Origin of the sequence: Sinorhizobium sp. KGO-5 (assembly GCF_036245905.1) — a bacterium.
Lineage (GTDB): Bacteria > Pseudomonadota > Alphaproteobacteria > Rhizobiales > Rhizobiaceae > Sinorhizobium > Sinorhizobium meliloti_A.
Genome location: NZ_BDIZ01000002.1, coordinates 637,389 through 655,002 on the forward strand (window position 1 = coordinate 637,389; position 17,614 = coordinate 655,002).

The following is a 17,614-nucleotide window of genomic DNA, read 5'->3' on the forward strand; positions in this document are numbered from 1 at the left end:
TAGCAACAGGAGACGCAACCATGACGGTTGTCCCACCAGTTGAGAATACGACGCTCGCAACAGCGCCTGCCGTTCAGGACTCCAACTTCGTCACTTCCCAGGACCTGTTCGAGCATGCGGCGATGAACGTCATGACCTTGCCCCACGGGGCGAGCCCGGTGGATCTCGGCCGAACGATCGCCGACAACCTGAAGGGGTTCGTGGAGCGTGCCGGGAAATTCGCCAGCGGTACGGAGCTTTTTGCAAATCCGGGTCAACAGGCGGTGTCACAGTCGTTCGCGCCCAACTTGACAGCCGCCGAGGCAAATCTCGCGCGCACATCGGACAGCGAGGCGGGGCGGCTGGTGGAAGCACTGGGCAAAATATTCGATCACGCAATCGAAACGCAGATGGTCGTTCGCGGCCCGACGCAATTCACCAGCGCGACGATGACACTCGTCAAAGGTCAATGAATATTTTCTGGCGGCCCTCAACGATCACGCGCGCGCTGACTCTCGCGCTCATGGTTCTGACGCTGCAGGCCTGCAGCGTCGATCTTTACACCAATCTGGACGAGCGGGAGGCGAACGAGATGGTCGCCACGCTTCTATCGAAAGGCATAGCCGCCAACCGCATCCTCCAGAAGGACGGTAAGCTGACGGTCACTGTAGACGAGGATCAATTCTCTCAGGCTGTCGCCTTGCTCAACGCGGCGGGCTTGCCGAAGGAGAGATTCGCAACGCTCGGCACCGTCTTCAAGCAGGAGGGGCTTGTAGCCTCGCCCGTGCAGGAGCGAGCGCAGATGATCTATGCGCTGAGCGAGGAGCTCTCCCGGACCGTCTCGGAGATCGATGGCGTGCTGGCGGCGCGCGTTCACGTTGTACTACCGGACAATGATCCATTGCAGCGCAACGCGATTCCCGCCTCAGCCTCGGTTTTCATCCGTCACGAAGCCAATCTTGACGTGAACCCGCTTATCCCGCGGATCAAGACTCTCGTTGCCAACAGCATATCGGGACTGAGCTACGAGAAAGTCTCAGTGGTGCCAGTAGCGAGCCAGCGGACGAGCGAGCCCGCCACGGGCGCGGAACTCATCTCCTTCCTCGGCATGTGGATGCTGCCCGCGAGCGTCGCCAAGGCCAAACTCATCTTTGGCTGCCTGGCAGGTGCTCTGCTCGCTGCGATGGTAAGCCTCGGCTATCTGGCGTGGCAAAAGCAAAGCAGGCGACGGAAAGTCTATCCTCTGCAGCCATATGGTCCGGCAAAGTGACGGAGCGCTCAGCGGTAAACGGCGCAACGGGCGCCGAAGCGAAGAACATATGGGAGGCCTTCCGTGGCGCCCCGGCTCGCCTCATCCATCCGCGCCATATCGTCACCGCCTTCGGTGAGGCGATCACTTTCGAGGCAGCGGTCAGGCTGCAGCAGTCTGATCGGGTGCAAAGGATGCTTTGCCGCCTGCTAATGGAGAAATTCGACCTTCCGGATGTCGGCTCCTGTCCCTCCCCAGAAGAAGACGACCTCAAGCTCCTGGCACTGGCGCCGTCAGCTGTGGGACAGCACAGTTATCTCGCCGGAGCGGTTTTCTGGGGCCATGTACTTGCCGGCGAAATTCGCAGTCGCGAAGTCGCCTTGATGAAGGAGCGCATTGGGGAGCGTGCATTCCGTATCGGCGTAGACAATCGCGACCTCGCCGCCGGATTGGAGCCTCCTGGGGACCTTGATGCCTTGGTGCAGGCGATTGAACTAGACGGCCGCAGATGCTGGGCCGGCTGGAAAACGTCCCTCCCTGATGCCTTGGCGGCGTGGCTGCGCTTGACGGACGAGGTGGACGACCACGGCATTCACCACGCCGAAGCGGCGGATCGGGCCAGGGGCGCGGCGATTATCCGGCGTCTCCAGCGCCAAGAAGACACCGATACCCACCTCGCCGGCAGGGAGGGTCAATGAAAGAACTCCCCAGCAGGCCCACGGCAAAGATCCTCCGCAAGGCAGAAGGCGATCATTGGCTCGAAGGATTCGCATTTCTACAGGCTGCAAAATCCGAAGCGCATCAGCAGCTCGCGCAGGTGCGCCAGGTCGTGGAAGCGAGCAGAAAAGAGGGTTACGAAGAGGGCAGATCTGAGGGAGAGCGCCAGGCCGCCGCCCTCCTGATTAAAACGACTGCCGACGTCAACACCTATGTCGCTGGGCTTGACCGGCAGATCGCCGAACTCAGTCTCGCGATCGTCGAGAAACTGCTTGGCCATTTCGATCAGGCGGAGCTGGTCGCCAGCCTGGCACGGCAGGCGCTGCAATCCTTCCAGCATGAGCGCGAGGTGACGATCACCGTCTCCCCCGTCCTTGTCGAGCGGGTCACTGAAATCATCGAGCAGCACAACAAGAATGCCGCCCTCCAGATCTCGGTTCTCGCGGACCCCCGAATCGATGGCAGCAAGTGCGTTCTCGCCAATGCCGTGGCTGTCGTCGATGCCGGACTCGACGCGCAACTTTCCGTCATTCGCGATGCCTTGCTCGGTGCTCAAGCAGATACTTCAGGCTCTGTCGCATGATCGAGCAGGCGCTGTCGGATCCTGGCGAGCTCATTCGGCGCCTGCGCCGGCGGGCGCTGACGTCCGACACGCGACCGGTTCACGGACGCGTCCGTAGGATCACGGGGATCATCGTCCATGCGACCGCCCCGATGGTCCGCATTGGTGAGCTTTGCTATCTCCGAGATCCGGTCTCCGGCACAACCGTGCCAGCAGAGGTCGTCGGCTTTGAAGACGAGGAGGCAGTGCTGACGCCGATCGGTGATCTTGAGGGCATGTCTACGCGAGCGGAAGTCATCGCCACCGGCAAGACGTTGCAGATTCCCGTTGGCGAGGGCCTCCTCGGCCGGGTACTCAACCCTTTGGGAGAAGTCCTCGACTTGGCCGAGGATCGTACCGTACCGCTTGTTACAGGGACCTACTACCCAACACATCGACCGCCGCCCAACGCGCTGCAGCGCGATCTCATCACCCATCCTCTGCAACTCGGCATCCGGGCCATCGACGGATTGCTCACCGTAGCTCGCGGCCAACGCGTCGGTATCTTCGGAGAGCCGGGCGTTGGAAAGTCCTCGCTCCTGTCTGCCATTGTTCGCGGCACGAAAGCGGACGTCGTGGTAATCGGTCTTGTGGGCGAACGCGGCCGCGAAGTGCGAGAGTTCATCGAGCGGCAGCTCGGCGAGGAGGGCCGCAAGCGTTCGGTCGTGGTGGTTGCGACTTCCGATCGCCCGGCGATCGAGCGTGTGAAAGCAGCCTACTGCGCGACCGCGATAGCCGAGTATTTTCGCGACCAAGGTCAAGACGTCCTGCTTCTGATGGACAGTGTCACCCGATTTGCCCGGGCGCAGCGGGAGATCGGACTTGCGGCAGGCGAGCCGCCAACCCGCCGAGGCTATCCGCCCTCTCTTTTTGCCGCCTTACCGCGACTGTTGGAGAGGGCAGGGCCGGGGCGAGGCGGTACCATCACGGCTCTCTACACGGTCCTGACCGAGGGTGACGGGACGCTGGACCCTGTCGCCGAGGAAACGAAAGCCATTCTCGATGGCCATATCATGCTGAGTTCCAGTTTGGCCGAGCGCAACTTCTTTCCCGCGATCGACGTGCTGAAGAGCCGTAGTCGTTTGATGGAAAGCGTCGCAGGCACGGCGCACCGGGAACATGCCGCTCACATTCGTGCGCTGCTTGCCCGCTACGAGGAGATCGAGCTGTTGCTGCGGGTGGGGGAGTACGAGCGCGGTCTCGATGCGCTGTCGGATGAAGCGATCGTAAAGCGCGAGGCAATTGAAGCCTTTCTCAGACAGGACAACAACGAGTTCTCGTCGTTGGACACCACCGAGGAGCTGCTGAAGAGGATCGCATCGTGACCCGGAAAGTCGATTTGCGCCGACTCGTCGAATTACGCGCATTAAGGATGCGGCGTGCGGAAGCCGCGGCGGAGCTCCAGCATGGGCGCCACCGGCAGGCTACCCGTGCCGTCGAGGCAGCGAAATACGAGAGCTTTACGCATGAGGCGGAGCGCAGACGGCAGGAGGAGGCTCTGTATTCCCAACTCGCCGCCGGCCCGCTCGATCAGCGCGATCTCGAGAATTACCGCGGTGCGCTGAGCGCCTTGGATCACCGCGCCCGACAGTTGGAAGGGGAAATTCACGCGGCTCGAGAGAGTGAATTGCGCGAGGCAAGACGGAAGCAAGAACTTGCCGCCGAGTATCGGCGCAAACAGAAGCTGCATGGCCGCATTTCGTTGATAGCGGAGGAAAAGCACCGCCTGGACGCCAAGCGAGCAGACGTCTTTAGCGAGGTCGATGAAGAAGATGCAGTTCGCCCAAACAGCCGCAAGCGCTCCAGGTGACCGGATGAGGATGACTGCAGAAAGCCACGCCCGGGGCGCGGAGGTTCGCTCCCTCGCGGAGGATCCTTCCTGGGTGCCGGAGATTGCCGCCGCGCATGTCGAGGCGTTCAACATGTTGACAAGGATCCGTGTAGCCTTTCGGCTCTCGGTATCGGCCATGAACGTGTCCGTCCAGCCAGCGGAGGACAGGCGACCTTTGACGGAGCCGGTAGAGGTCGCCTTTTTCATCGGTGCGTCCGCCGGCCGCCTTATGATCCCCGCGGTTGCTCTAGACGAGCTCGCAGCAGCGCTCGGGCTTCGTGCGAAAATCGCGACCCTGACGCCTGCCCAGCGTAATATTCTCCTTGAAGAAACCCTCTCCCATCACCTGGAAACGTTGGAGAACCTTGTCGGTGAACCGGTGAGGCTCGGTTCGCTTGAAATGCCGACGGACAATCCGATTAAGCTTTCATGGATGATCGAGTCCGGCGGCTTGCCTCATTACGCCGAGCTGCAGCTTAGCACCGGGGCGGCGCTCAAGATCGGTAGGGCGTTTGATCGCCCCACAAACGCTCTAAACAGGTTTACAGAGGAACTGGTTCAACCAATCCGGCTCTGCGCCGGGACGCAGCAGCTAAGCGCCGGCGAATTCAAAAGTCTGCAGGTCGGCGACGTCGTCATGTGTGAGCAGCCTCACACGGAACCCTTTGCCCTCGTTGCAAATCACATGATCGCCTCGCTGGCCCGCAGCGATGCAGGTTACATACTGACGTCTGGCTGGCGAAATCTAAAAACAAGCTGGGAACATTCCTTCATGGCAAAACAGGACGCGTCGTTTGAAGAGCCCCAACCGCTCACGGACCTGCCGGTACAACTGGTATTCGAGATCGGACGGGCCGAGTTTCCCCTCAAGGAAATCGTCAAGATGGGGGAGGGGACGGTGCTTCATGCAAGTCCGAGCCTTTCCAGCCCAGTCAATATCATTGCGAACGGCCGGTTGGTCGGGAAGGGCGAACTAATCAGGGTCGGCGAAGGTCTCGGTGTGCGCATCGTACGGCTCTCGAACGATGGGTGAGACGACCAATCTCATACCGATCATCATCATTGTATCGACGATCGGCCTCATTCCGCTCGCCGTGGTGACGATGACGGGATTCCTGAAAATCTCGATCGTCCTCTTCCTGATCCGCAACGCGCTTGGCATCCAGCAGTCGCCTCCCAATCTCGTGCTCTATGGCGTCGCGTTGATCCTTACGGTGTATGTGACGACGCCGCTGGTCGGCGAGATGTACCGTACGCTCTCCAGCGAGCCGGTCGACGTGCAATCGATGGATAGCATGATGCGGGCAGCGGACTCGCTGCGCGCGCCGCTGCAGGCGCATCTCAAACGCTATACCGACGAAAACGAGCGCCAGTTTTTCATGCAGGCGACCGAGCGAATCTGGTCGGAGGAGGCCCGGGCCCAGGTGAAGACCGACAGCCTCTTAATCCTCGTGCCGGCGTTCGTCAGTTCGGAGCTGACACGCGCCTTTGAAATCGGTTTCCTGCTCTATCTGCCGTTCTTGGTCATCGATCTCATCGTCTCGACCGTGCTGATGGCGATGGGCATGATGATGGTGTCTCCGACACTCATTTCAATTCCGTTGAAGATATTCCTCTTCGTCGCCGTCAACGGCTGGTCGCGGCTGATGCACGGCTTGATACTGAGCTACGGATAGAGACAATGGATCAAACCGCCTTCCTCGCTCAAATGCAGAAAGCGCTCTTGATGGTGCTGCTCGCCTCCGCGCCCGCACTTGCGATCGCCATTGTCATCGGGGTCACTGTGGGCCTGTTGCAGGCTTTGACGCAGATTCAGGACCAGACGCTGCCCCAGGCCGTCAAACTCGTCGCCGTCATGTTGGCCTTGATCGTACTCGGACCGGCGCTCGCGGTTCAGGTGGCAAACTTCGCGAGCAACACGCTCGATATCTTTCCCGCCCTGACGCGGTAGGTGGCGCGTGGATTCTCTCGTCGCCACATCAACGATGTTCGACGCCATCTATCCGGTGCTCGCAGGGGCAGCCATTGCTATGGCCCGAGCACTGGGAATGATCGTGATCACGCCAGCTTTTGTGCGTCTTGGCCTGACAGGACTTATTCGCTCGGGCGTAGCCATCGCAATAGCTCTGCCGCTGGTGCCGAGCTTCACGACGACGCTGATCGACATGCCAGGCCTCACGACCATCACGGTAGCCGGCCTTTTGATGAAGGAGATTATCATCGGGATCGTCCTCGGCGTCGTCCTCGGCATTCCGTTCTGGGCTGCCGAGGTCGCTGGCGATCTCGTCGATTTGCAGCGAGGCTCGACATCGGCGCAACTCGTGGACCCGCTGCAGGCGACGGAGACCAGCATTGCTGGTACGTTTTTCGTGCTGGCGCTGGTCGCCGTCTTCTTCAAGTCGGGGGGCTTTTCCCTGCTCGCCGATACCTTCTATAAAAGCTACGAAATTTGGCCTGTGACCAGTTTTCGGCCGACGCTCGGTTCCGAATCCGCAATGGCTGTTCTCGCCATTCTTGATCGCATCATGCAAATCGGCGTTCTGCTGATCGCACCAATCGTCCTGGCGCTGCTGATCGCCGATCTGATGCTTGCCTACCTGTCGCGAATGTCGCCGCAACTGCACGTATTCGATTTGTCGCTCGCGGTCAAAAACCTGATCTTCGCGATCCTGATCGTCCTCTACCTGACCTACCTCCTGCGATATATGGAGGAGGAGCTCGCGATCCTTAAGGTCGCTCCGCAGCTGCTGCGCGGCCTTGCCGGGGCGCCGAATTAGACCTGTCGAAAGAGCGACGGCCTCGAAAAAACACGACTCCTGTCATCAATCCATTAAGCAAGCGCAGCATAGTGCCTGCGCACCGCGCTTACGCGCAACTGACATATTCGCGTCTTGAGGAGCTTACCCGTCCGCCGGCTCTCCCGGAAACGGCATCTTCGACGCACCTCACCTCAAGGAGGACTCATGTCCTATCGGATCGATATCGATGGCCGGAACCGTTACAACGCGGCGGGCGGCCGGGCGACTGCGATGTCGGAGGAACAGCGACGCTTCTTCATAGAGCAGATCAATGCCGCGGTACGCGAGCGGGCCCAGGCGGGTGGCCCGAACGCGATCGATCCGCTCAAGGAAAGAGCCATCGTCGTCGAGAAGGGGGATAGTCTTTGGGAGATTGCCAAGGAAAACCATGTGAGCCTTGACGACCTGCTCGCCACCAACCGGATCAAGCTCACGGGACAGGCGGCGAGCATCGACCCGAATGAAGTGATGATCGTGCCGCTGAGCTCACCGGAGATCGTCGCGCGAGGCCCCGTGAATGGCCAAGGCGTTCCGGAAGGTGAAGTCGCCTTCATTAACGATCTCTACGAGCGGGGAAACAAACTCGCCTATGCTGACGATCCGTCGAAGATAGACTACAGCGCCGAAGGCAAGAGCATGCAGCGCGATATCGGCAGCTATCTAGAAAGCTTGCCCGCGTCAAACCGGCAATCGGCCGCCTTGCGGCTGGCGGGCAGCGACTGGGCAGATGCGGGACCCGCCGGCACTGCCGTCAAGGCCGCGATCGAGGAGCGCGGCCTGAAGACGGATGAGGAATCCGTCTTGGCTGACGAAATTTACGAACGCGGCAATCAGGTCCAATACTCCGACGACCCGCAGGTCGATTACCAAGCGCAAACCGGCGAGATCGCCAAGGACGTGAAACGCTTTGTAGAACGGCTGCCGGAGGCACAACGGGTAGAGACGCTGCAACGCCTGTACGATCGTGACTGGCAGGATGCCGCCCCTGCTCAGAGCGCAATCGAGAATACCGCGAAAGCGCTCAACATCACGTTGCGTCACTCGACGCATGCCGGTGTCGAGGTCGAAGGCAGGGCGCGCAGCATTATTGATGGCGCGAACGACGCCGGTGCGCCCGGCGAAGCATTCCGTGCCGTGTCTTCCGCCTACGGCTCGGCAACGCCGGAGGTCCGGCGCGTTCTGCTTCGATCCGAAGATGCGAAATCGCTGATCGACAAGGCCGCAAACTGGGCATCGAAGCCGCTGGCCGACTACCAGCCGGACCGAAGCCTCAGCGACCAGGGCGATGCTGCGACCACGATGATGAATCTCGAGCGGCTGACCGCAGGAACCGCCCCGGAACTGGCAGTCGAGCTCGTATCCGCCGCCATGCCGACAATCGAAGCGGCGAATGCCAGGAGGCAGGAGAAGATCGGTGGCGATCTGATCGGCATGAACGGCCAGGCAAACTTGATGGCGATCATCGACCGCATTGCGGGCAGTCCGGGCGCCGATCAGCTCGTCCAGCGCTTCGCCGCCCTCGGCGGATATCATCCGAACGTCATGCCCATGGCCATCAGCAGGGGTTCGCGTCTCGACTATCCGATTGCCGTCGCCGCTGAGAGCGCCGGCGTCGCTCCCAATTTCGTCGTCCAGAACATTGCTCCCAATGTGCAGCAATACGCGTCGGGCATGGTCAACCAGGACGTGATCGCCTATTCGGCGCATATGCAAGAACTGCAGTGGCTGGTCTCAAACCACGGCAAGACCATGACCGCCGAGCAACTCACCAAGGCCATCGAAGACTACAAGACAGAAAAGGGCGCCCAATGGGCAGCCACCGAGCAGCGCCTTGAGGGCAACATCGCGGCGAGTGCCGAAAAGCTGTTATTGCAACTGACAGCGCTCGGCAACCTTCCACCGGAACTCGACTCGCAGCAGCAGGCCGTCAATGACGAAATCGGCAAGATCCTATCAGACGAAAAGACCGCGATGGCCGTCGAGATCGCGATGAAAAAAAATCCGGCGCTGCTCGACAGTCCGGCCGTACTCAATCTGATGGGCTACCAGGCTCGCTTGACCGATCGCGGCCGCAAGCTCGCGGAGGAGGCGACGACCCAGATCATCCGACACAAGGTTCTGCCGTCCTTCACAGAGTTGCAATCGGGCGATCCTACTGCGATCGGTAAGGCGAGGGCGAGCTTGGAAGCGCTCAAAGATAGCAAGCTTGAACACATGCTCGGCATTCCCAAAGCCGACATGGACCGGGCGATCGACGCCGTGGGCAAATCCCTGCCGGAGCCGGGCGAGGCGGTCGAGCAATCCCGGGCGAAGATGGCCAGGCTTAACGAAGACCTCAATAATCTCAAGAGCTCAAGCGGGGTTCGGTCCTTCGCGAACACGAGCGGTTCCGGCCAGATGCTGCGTGTGATCGGCCTGGCGGCTACGGGAGCGAGCCTCGCCAATTCGGCGACCGCAGCGCAGAACAACCCTACGCTCCGCAACAATCTGAAAGTCGTCATCGATGCCGCTGGACTCGGCCAGCGCGCGGTCGAGATCCTGGGCGGGATGGATCAACTCGACGCCGAGTCCGCTGCCGTCAAGCACTTCGGAAGCAGCAGCAGGCCGGCAGTCAAGTTCCTCGGCGCAATTAGCGGCGGCTTCGATGCGTGGATGGCGGTCGACTATTTCAAAGCGGGGGACCCTTTAATGGGCGGCCTCTCGGCGGCCGCGGCCGGCGGAACGATCATGGCCGCGCTAGGGACCGGCACGATGTTCGGCCCGGCCGGTCTTATCATCGTCGGCGGCGCGGTAATCGGCCAGATGATCGTCGCCGATACACGAGATTCGAACAAATATATGAACGACACCTCTATGCGCTTCCTCACGCGTTCCGGCGTTGACGAGGAGACCGCTCGCGTCCTCGTGGATCAGAGCGGCGACGGCCACAGCCCGGTCCCGATTCTCACCAGATATGCGGAACTGAAGGGCTACCAGTTGGACCAGCCATCTGACCGCCAACGCTTCGTGGATTGGTTGAAGGCCATTCCGGATGACAAGCTCGAGGCGTTGCGGGACAATCTTCACCACACGCTCGATGCGTTTGGGGGCAATGCAATGAAACTGGCTGCGACCGCAGTCTCGGACGAAGCCTATACCGACCCGGAACGCCTGAACGCAGGATATGTGAGCGGAGAAGTCTATCTCCCGAGCACCGCGCAGAAGATCAGAGACGGCAATGCTGCTCCCTCGTCGGCGGCGCAAATCGACATTGTCCTGGCGGAACTCGGAATTGCCGTTCCGACGGCGTAATGCGCTGGCTAGGGCACGCCCTGCGCCGATGAGATTATCGGCGCAGGCGTAGACGGCTGGACCCATGCGGCGGTCCGCCTGCTGCCGTGGGCTGGCAACAGGTGCGGGTCTTCGGGCAGCAGCGGGGCTGATGCCAAGCCAATCGGCCAATCAACCGGTGGGCAGCGTGTAGTCGTACTCGCGGGCCCAGCGTTGAAAATCTTCGACCGAAGCGATCTGATGACGTTGGATGCGGGTATCGCGCGCTGCCGGGTACTGGCTGCCAGGTGGAATATAAACGCCGCGTCCCTGAGGCATCCATGGAGTTTGCCCTGCGGCTTTTTCGTCCGGATCGTTCTTTAGTGGAAACTCTCCATCATCGTTCGGCTTCACCTGCAGGGCGTAATCAATCATTTTGTCGCGTTCATCGACATCGAGCTCATAGAGATAGTCGATCATCTGGCTCGGAGAGACACCCTGCGCTTTGGCGAGCGTTGGGTTTAGCGCCAGATAAGGAACGCCATTTTCATCGCAATTGGCGAGACTTTCGGGCTTTTCAACACCTGGCGCGGCACCCTTGAGATAGGCGCCGAGCGGGCCTTCGAGGCGATTTGCATCCTGGACGTGACGATACTGGCTGATGCCGGTGACCAGCCCGGCCGTCAGTAGGAAGCCGATGGTCACGACTGGTCCGGCTGCAACGGCACCAGGCATTGCCGCATAGATGCTGGCCGCCGTGCCGGGAAGCCAGGCGGCCGCCATCGGCAGGTCGCCCTTGCTCAGTTCATGGCCGACCTGCAGCACCGAGAGAGCAACGCCCGCGCCATTATAGATGCGGGGCAACCATTCCCAGCCGCGCAATCCCGCAATCTGCGAGAAACCGGCCCGGCCGGTTATCAGCCCGCGGGTGCCATCGACGGCAAGGGCCAGATCCTTTGCGGCGCCGCCGGCGAAATACCATCCCCAGGCCTGATCCATTGGCACATCGGACCGAGTGAGAGTTGCCGTTCCCCATAGGTTGAGCAAGGCAGAGCCGGTGTTGACGAAGGGTATGGAGGCAGTATGGGCATTGAGCCCGGTGCGGGCCTCGATCGTCTGTATTGGATAGGTCTTGAGCCATAGGTTCCGGGCAACGCCAGTCAGCCCCGATAGGCGCCCAGCGGTGCCACTCTGCGCGCTCAGGCGGTTTTGCAGGGCATCGAGACGCCGATCCATGGCGTCAAAACGCGTATCGGCCGAGGGCTGTATGGGAGAAATGCCCGGGATGAGTCCGCCGCCACCCTGGGTCTGGAATTTGAAAACCTCCAGCAAAACGTCGCGTCCGGTACGTGAGAGGAAGCCGGCGTTCGGAGCGGGACGCACTTCCGGCTGGGCTTGATCCCCAGTGCTGAAACGGTCGAGCAGCGCAAGAGTAAGAGCCGGATTCTCATAGAGAACGGCCTTCGGATCCTCCAGTGACTGGAGCTGCGTCGCCATTTCCGCATAGGGATCATCCGTCGGCAATTTTCCGAGTTCCTCGACCAACTGGTCGAGATCTTCCGCGGGCACATCCTTCATCCTGTCCAGGGCGGCGTCCCGCGCAACACGCTGAGATGCCAGGGCCGCACTCGGGCTCGATTGGGTCAATAGCGGGATGGAATTAATTGCGGCATCTTTTCCTTTGCCGGCCACGATCTCCTGATCTACCTCATTCTTCAGAGAGTTGCGCGCATCCTGTAGATGGCGGGCACCCTCCAGTCCCTGTAATTCGGGAGGCAACTCCTGCGTCGACGCCAGGGTCAGGACGATCGCCTCGCCATAGTGGTCGGTCTTTTCGACCAGGGATTTTTCCGACTCCAGCAGCGAGTTGACGCCATCGGCATGGGAAAACGTGCTGGATTCCCCGATATTCTGCCGCCCGAGCTCGGAGACATAGACGATCTTTTCGTAAAACTCCTTCCCTGTGGACTCCGCCGTCTCCTGCAGCTTTTCGACCCCCATACTTGCCTGCCGGAGGATACTGGAGGCTTCCTTTTCGTATTTATTGCCCGTACCAACGACGCTTGGATCCATCAGCTGGCGCGCGACCTCCTGCGCAAGAGCCGGACTGTGGCCATCGGCGATCGCTTGTTTCAGGCCGCTCCCGATTTGGATCGCCAGGCTTTCGGATGACTGGCGGGATTTTTCCCCGGTTGAATGGATTACTCGCGCGATTGATGAGGCGAGTTCCTGGACCGCTTCTTCGCCCTTCGACGTGTGCATCCGGTCTGCAAGGATCGTCAGCTTGGTCACGGCATCCTGAACCCGGCGGTCATCGGCCATAATCGCGCCCATGCCGTGGTCGACTTGGCTGCGGAAAAGATCGAATATCGCGGAATTAACGGCGGACTGCGATCCCTCGATACGCTGGACAGCAAGATCGGGATCGATGCCCTCGGTCTGTTCAACGAGCTCTGCCAGCTCGGGGATGGAATCCAGCGAATCGAGAGCGGCATCCAGGTCATTTGCGGCATCGTTGACGGCTTCGACGGAACGCATGACAAGGATCTCGTCCGCTGCTACGTTGACGGTCGATATATAAGGATCGTTTTCCAGGGGCGTTTCCCGGTTCGGTGTTGCCGCGGCTAGGATTTGGGCGACATTCTGCACCGCCTGGGTCTCGATCAGTTTTTTATTTGCTCCCGCGCCGCCGTTCGTTTTGACAGCTTCTTGGGAAAGGCCGTCCATCAGCGCCACCATGCCATGCTGAACGTTCTGCCACTGCGCAGAGGCGTCCCGCTGCCTCGATGCGGCCGGAGTGCCTTCCGCCTCGGCCATCAGCTCACGCAGATTTGCGGTTCTCTTGCTCCCGGTGGTCTGATCGGTGAACTCGACCTTCCGTCCAAAGATGTCATTGATCTGGTCACGCGCACCGGATTTTGCCTCCTTGATGATCGCTTCGAACCCCGGGTGCCCATCTCCGACCGGCGCAATCGCGGCCGCGTGGGCGTCGAGTGCTTCTTTCATGGCACGCTCATCAAGCGCGTTTGCGAGCCCTTCCTCCAGCAGGCCGGGTGTAAGCAATTCCGCAGCCTCGCGCCGTTTCTCCGCGGCGGTCTCCCGGACTGAAGGCGCCTCCATCGCCATTAGCTTTCGCACATGGGGAGGGACATCGCCCAGGTTTGTGGTCATGTCTTCATAGGAAGCCTGCGCCGAGACGGCTTCGTCCGTCGTTTTGACGGCAGCTTTCACATTGTTGAAGAGCCTCTGGTCGAGCACTGTAAGCGTGCCGCCTTCCACGATCACGTTTGGGTTGTCCCGCAGATCAGGATTCATGAGTTGAAGCTGATCGAGACTGTAGCCGCGCCCTTCGCCGATTTCGATGGCCGTATCACCGCACTTGATCTTGTGGATGATAATGCCGCCCGGCGTCTGCGTGTCCCTCGGTCCGTTGTTGTTCTGGGTTGCTTGAGGATCTCGTGCCCTGCCGAGCGCAGCCTGGAAGTTGCTTTCCGCGGAATGGATTGACGAGCGCAAAAACTGCTGGCGAGCAAGACGCTGAAGGTTGATCGGCTGAGTCAAGGGGGGGGCCTCCTGTCCTTGGCGGTCGGGAATTCCATGCTGTCCTGATTGGGATTCGGTAAGCTTTGTGACACCGAGATGACGACCCTAGGACACAACCAACAGTATCAGCAACCCTCATATCTTGGGGGGCTGTTGAACGAAACGGTCCAGTTTGCAGGATGTTGGGCACATCTACGGCGCAAGTTTTATAACGTGCGCATCAGTGAGTCTCGCACTGACGGTGGCCGCATCTCTTTGGTTTGAAGAAACGGAATTTCTACCCACTGCTCGTGGGCCGTTTCCAATGTACGCGAAACCGAAGCCGCGAGGAAAGAACTCGGAACTGTGCGATGCGATATTGCCTCGATAAAGCGCTAGTCGCGCCCGGAGCTAGCGCGTACGTCGAGGGCGAGGCTGAGTGCGCTCGGGCTCGCGAAGACGAGAATAGCGTGCCAGCACCGCCGCGGTGCGTGCCGCCCCCGCGGCCTGATCGATGAGCACATCCATGACCGAGAATAGGCAGCCCGACATCGCGCCCGAGGGATGGGTAGATCTCTGCCTGAAGTCGTCAACGCGGTATTGTCGACGGAAGGCTCGTTACCGCGTCGATCGTCCTGACCGATGGTGCAGTGCAGGACTGGTGGATGCCCAGATATGACCCCCGCGAATTGGCAGCCATCTAGACGGTGCCTGGCTGTAGCACCTTTCCGGGGTTGAGGAGCGCCGGTGCGTCGAGCGTGTCTTTTATCCGGTGCATCAGGGTGAGTTTCGCCGGGTTGGATAGGGCCGATAGCGGCGCCACCCGCTTAGCGCCGATCCCATGTTCGGCAGAAAAGGACCCGCCCAGCGCTCCGATATCCCGGTAGATCACCTTCTCGACAGCGCTCGCCTTTTCGGCCGAAATGTCGCTGCCGGTGCTGTTGAGAACGATGTGGAGGTTTCCGTCGGCAAGATGGCCGAAGACATAGGGATCGAAAGCGGCATCGATCGCCTTCAGATCGGCGAGGCACCGTTCGAGATAGGACGCTATCTGTGAGAGGGGAATGGAAACGTCATAAGATGGCGCGCCCGGATGCCGCCGATAGATGAGGTCCGTGTCCTCGCGAAGCCGCCAGAGATCTGCCTCCTGCGCGCCCGAAAACGCGATCACGGCCGAGGTGTCGGGCTGAACGGCAATCATGTCCTCATAGATGCGCGCGAGCTCCGACTGCAAGGCGGCGTCGTCCGCGCCGCCAAGCGTCATCAGGAGGTTGACTGGGTGGTTTGTGGCGTAGTCCGGGGCCGACCAACGATGGTGACTGGAGGTCAAGCGGAAATAGCTGCGCCAGGTGGCTTCGGCGGCGCGCAGATGGCCGTATTCGGCTTCGAGCCCTCGGCGAACCGTCTGGAGCGCTGTATCCACCGAGGCTAGGCCGAATAGGACTGTAGCGGTGGTCAAAGGCTGGGGTTCGAGTTTGACGGCAATCCGCGTTATCACGCCGAGGGTGCCTTCCGCACCGACAAACAGGTGCTTCAGATCATAGCCGGCGGCATTTTTCACGACCCGGGTCAGGTCTGTATAGACCGAACCATCCGCGAGCACCGCCTCCAGTCCCAGAATGCGATGCCGCATGACGCCGGATCGGAAGGCTGAAATCCCCCCGGCATTGGTCGAAGCCATGCCGCCGATGGTGGCCGAGCCGCGAGACGGCAGATCGATCCCCGGTTCAAGGCGATGGTTCGCGGCCGCCACTTGCAGCGCCTGCAGCGTCACGCCGGCTTCCACCACTGCAACACGCTCGACCGGGCACAGGTGCAGGATGCGATTGAGACGGGCGGTGGAGAGCACCAGTTCGCCCGGTTTCGATAGGCCGCCGCCTACGAGCCCGGTTCGCCCGCCATGCGTGACGAGGGGCACACTGTTGGCGCGGCAGCATTTGATAATGACGGAAACCTCCTCGGTCGTGCTTGGAAGGACGACGGCGCCGGCGCCAAGATTTTCCGGCGCCACGCCGTAATCGATCATGGCGACGGCCTCGCCCTCCCTGAAATTTCCGTCACCGACGATGGTCCGGATTTCGGCGGTGAATTCTGGTTTCAGGCGGTGCATTGGACAATTCCTGTCGATGACATCGGGAAATAGGGAGAGGCTGATTGCAGGACGCTCAGGGCGTTTCGGCGTAAAGGGTGCCGTTTTTCTTCGCTGTCCAGGATTTCGCTACCGCGGCAGGTAGCGCGTAAGACGGACTTCCAGCAGCCGGACGAGTGTAATCAGCACCAGATTGATCAGGAGGTAGAGCACGCCGGCGATGGCGAAGACCTCCAGGATCGCATAGGTCTGGCTCATCAGGCGTTTTGCATGGCCGGTGATTTCCAGGACGGTGATGGTCGACGCAAGGCTCGTTCCCTTGACGACGAGCACGAGTTCGTTGCCATAGGCCGGCAAGGCCTGCCTGATGGCGAGCGGAAAGGTGATCCGACGAAAACACAGGAGCCGCGACATGCCGCAAGCCTGCGCGGCCTCGACCAGGCCGCCCGGAATCGACATGAGGCCGCCGCGCAGGATTTCCGAGGTGTAGGCAGCGGTGTTGAGCGCCAGCGCCATCACGGCGCAATGGACGCCGTCGCCGATGATCCACCAGAGGGCAGGATTGTCGCGCACGAAGGAAATCTGGCCGAGGCCGTAGTAGAAGAGGAAGAGCTGGACGAGCAGCGGCGTTCCCCGGAACACGGTGCTGTAGCCCTTGGCGAAACCACTGACGAACCGATTTTTCGAAAGTCGCATGACGGCGAGCGCGAGCCCGAGGTTGAAACCGACGGCAACTGAGGTGAGTGTCAGGAGAGCGGTCAGCCACAATCCCTTGGCAAGGGTCGGAACGGCGAGCCGGATGAGGTCGAGATCCATGGCCTATTTCCTCGTACGCGGACGTAGAAGGCGCTCGATCCGGTCGAAGCCACCCTGGCTTACCAGCGTGATGACGAGATAGACGACAGCCGCAATGAAGTAGAAAATGAAGGGATGGCGGGTGGAGCCGGCTCCGACGAAGGCGGCACGCATCAATTCCTGCAGGCCGACGACGGAGACGAGGGCGGTGTCCTTGATCGTCGTCTGCCAGACATTGCTCATGCCGGGCACCGCGATCCGCAGCATCTGCGGCGCGATGATCCGGCGGAATATGCGCCTGCCGGGAATGCCGAGCGCCCGCGCTGCCTCGATATGGCCGCCGGGAATGGCGGCAAGCGCGCCGCGAACGACTTCCGTGGAGTAGGCGCCCGATATGGCTGCAATCGCGATGACGGCAATGATGAAGGCATAGCCGTTGCCGGCCAGCCCCTCATAGCCGAAGGCGGCGGCGATCTGCCCCACGAATTCGACGGAGGAAAAGAAGAGAAGATAGATGATCAGGAGTTCCGGCACGCCGCGCACGATCGACGTGTAGAAATCCACCGCCAGCGTCAGCGGAAAAAGCCGCGCCCATTTGATCAGGCCGCAGGCAATGCCGATGACAATGCCGACGGCCATGCTCGCGACGCCGACGGCGATGGTGATCGCCGCACCGCGCAGGATCGCGGCGATCCAGCCGCCCTCCCATACCTGCCAAATTCCCAGTTCCATCGGTCCTGCCCAAACTCTTCATGCCTGTCGGATGCGGCGTTCCCGGCAGCAT

The 17,614-nt window shown here is 60.9% G+C and carries 15 protein-coding genes and 1 pseudogene; 12 read left to right on the forward strand and 4 right to left on the reverse strand.

All coding sequences use genetic code 11. The features are described 5' to 3' along the window. Nucleotides 1-20: 20 nt before the first annotated feature. The 11 genes from BHD07_RS12325 (at nt 21) to BHD07_RS12375 (ending at nt 10,466) form a co-directional block, all read left to right on the forward strand. Nucleotides 21-452, forward strand: coding sequence for a hypothetical protein (locus BHD07_RS12325; RefSeq protein WP_338280396.1), 432 nt, complete (start codon nt 21-23; stop codon nt 450-452). Next, entirely contained in the window at nt 449-1,249 is an 801-nt protein-coding gene (gene sctJ / locus BHD07_RS12330) for a type III secretion system inner membrane ring lipoprotein SctJ (protein WP_338280398.1), read from the forward strand. The genes BHD07_RS12325 and sctJ overlap by 4 nt, the downstream gene beginning before the upstream one ends. Beyond that, nucleotides 1,246-1,926 (forward strand): type III secretion protein, encoded by a 681-nt coding sequence (locus BHD07_RS12335; protein ID WP_338280400.1) that lies wholly within the window; start codon nt 1,246-1,248, stop codon nt 1,924-1,926. The genes sctJ and BHD07_RS12335 overlap by 4 nt, the downstream gene beginning before the upstream one ends. Then, on the forward strand, nt 1,923-2,528 hold the full coding sequence (gene sctL, locus BHD07_RS12340) for a type III secretion system stator protein SctL (protein WP_338280403.1): 606 nt from the start codon (nt 1,923-1,925) through the stop codon (nt 2,526-2,528). Before BHD07_RS12335 ends, sctL begins: the two co-directional genes overlap by 4 nt. Next, on the forward strand, nt 2,525-3,871 hold the full coding sequence (locus BHD07_RS12345; protein WP_338280405.1) for a FliI/YscN family ATPase: 1,347 nt from the start codon (nt 2,525-2,527) through the stop codon (nt 3,869-3,871). Before sctL ends, BHD07_RS12345 begins: the two co-directional genes overlap by 4 nt. Further along, complete coding sequence (sctO, locus tag BHD07_RS12350) at nt 3,868-4,356, forward strand: type III secretion system stalk subunit SctO (RefSeq protein ID WP_338280406.1); 489 nt, start codon at nt 3,868-3,870, stop codon at nt 4,354-4,356. The genes BHD07_RS12345 and sctO overlap by 4 nt, the downstream gene beginning before the upstream one ends. Further along, on the forward strand, nt 4,310-5,410 hold the full coding sequence (gene sctQ / locus BHD07_RS12355) for a type III secretion system cytoplasmic ring protein SctQ (RefSeq protein WP_338280408.1): 1,101 nt from the start codon (nt 4,310-4,312) through the stop codon (nt 5,408-5,410). Before sctO ends, sctQ begins: the two co-directional genes overlap by 47 nt. Then, nucleotides 5,403-6,053: a type III secretion system export apparatus subunit SctR gene (gene sctR, locus BHD07_RS12360; RefSeq protein WP_324765046.1), complete on the forward strand. Its 651-nt coding sequence runs from the start codon at nt 5,403-5,405 to the stop codon at nt 6,051-6,053. Before sctQ ends, sctR begins: the two co-directional genes overlap by 8 nt. A 5-nt stretch (nt 6,054-6,058) precedes the next feature. Then, nucleotides 6,059-6,328: a type III secretion system export apparatus subunit SctS gene (gene sctS / locus BHD07_RS12365; protein WP_015242590.1), complete on the forward strand. Its 270-nt coding sequence runs from the start codon at nt 6,059-6,061 to the stop codon at nt 6,326-6,328. Nucleotides 6,329-6,335: 7 nt separating this feature from the next. Next, nucleotides 6,336-7,154, forward strand: a complete 819-nt coding sequence (gene sctT, locus BHD07_RS12370) for a type III secretion system export apparatus subunit SctT (protein WP_338280412.1) — start codon at nt 6,336-6,338, stop codon at nt 7,152-7,154. A 186-nt stretch (nt 7,155-7,340) separates the two neighbouring features. Next, nucleotides 7,341-10,466: a LysM peptidoglycan-binding domain-containing protein gene (locus tag BHD07_RS12375; protein ID WP_338280414.1), complete on the forward strand. Its 3,126-nt coding sequence runs from the start codon at nt 7,341-7,343 to the stop codon at nt 10,464-10,466. A gap of 150 nt (nt 10,467-10,616) precedes the next feature. Here BHD07_RS12375 and BHD07_RS12380 read toward each other — a convergent pair whose 3' ends face one another. Next, nucleotides 10,617-13,985, reverse strand: a complete 3,369-nt coding sequence (locus BHD07_RS12380; RefSeq protein ID WP_338280416.1) for a hypothetical protein — start codon at nt 13,983-13,985, stop codon at nt 10,617-10,619. Nucleotides 13,986-14,466: 481 nt separating this feature from the next. Here BHD07_RS12380 and BHD07_RS31905 point away from each other — a divergent pair. Beyond that, nucleotides 14,467-14,623: pseudogene (locus BHD07_RS31905) on the forward strand (ABC transporter substrate-binding protein); the annotation flags it as partial. A 23-nt stretch (nt 14,624-14,646) separates the two neighbouring features. Here BHD07_RS31905 and BHD07_RS12385 read toward each other — a convergent pair. From BHD07_RS12385 to BHD07_RS12395, 3 genes are all read right to left on the reverse strand, one after another. Beyond that, nucleotides 14,647-16,056, reverse strand: coding sequence for an FAD-binding oxidoreductase (locus BHD07_RS12385; protein WP_338280418.1), 1,410 nt, complete (start codon nt 16,054-16,056; stop codon nt 14,647-14,649). 108 nt (nt 16,057-16,164) lie between these two features. Beyond that, the gene (locus BHD07_RS12390) at nt 16,165-16,851 is read right to left on the reverse strand and encodes an ABC transporter permease (protein ID WP_324765051.1); all 687 of its coding nucleotides are present in this window, start codon (nt 16,849-16,851) and stop codon (nt 16,165-16,167) included. 3 nt (nt 16,852-16,854) lie between these two features. Next, on the reverse strand, nt 16,855-17,562 hold the full coding sequence (locus BHD07_RS12395; RefSeq protein WP_338280421.1) for an ABC transporter permease: 708 nt from the start codon (nt 17,560-17,562) through the stop codon (nt 16,855-16,857). Between the last annotated feature and the right edge of the window lie 52 nt (nt 17,563-17,614).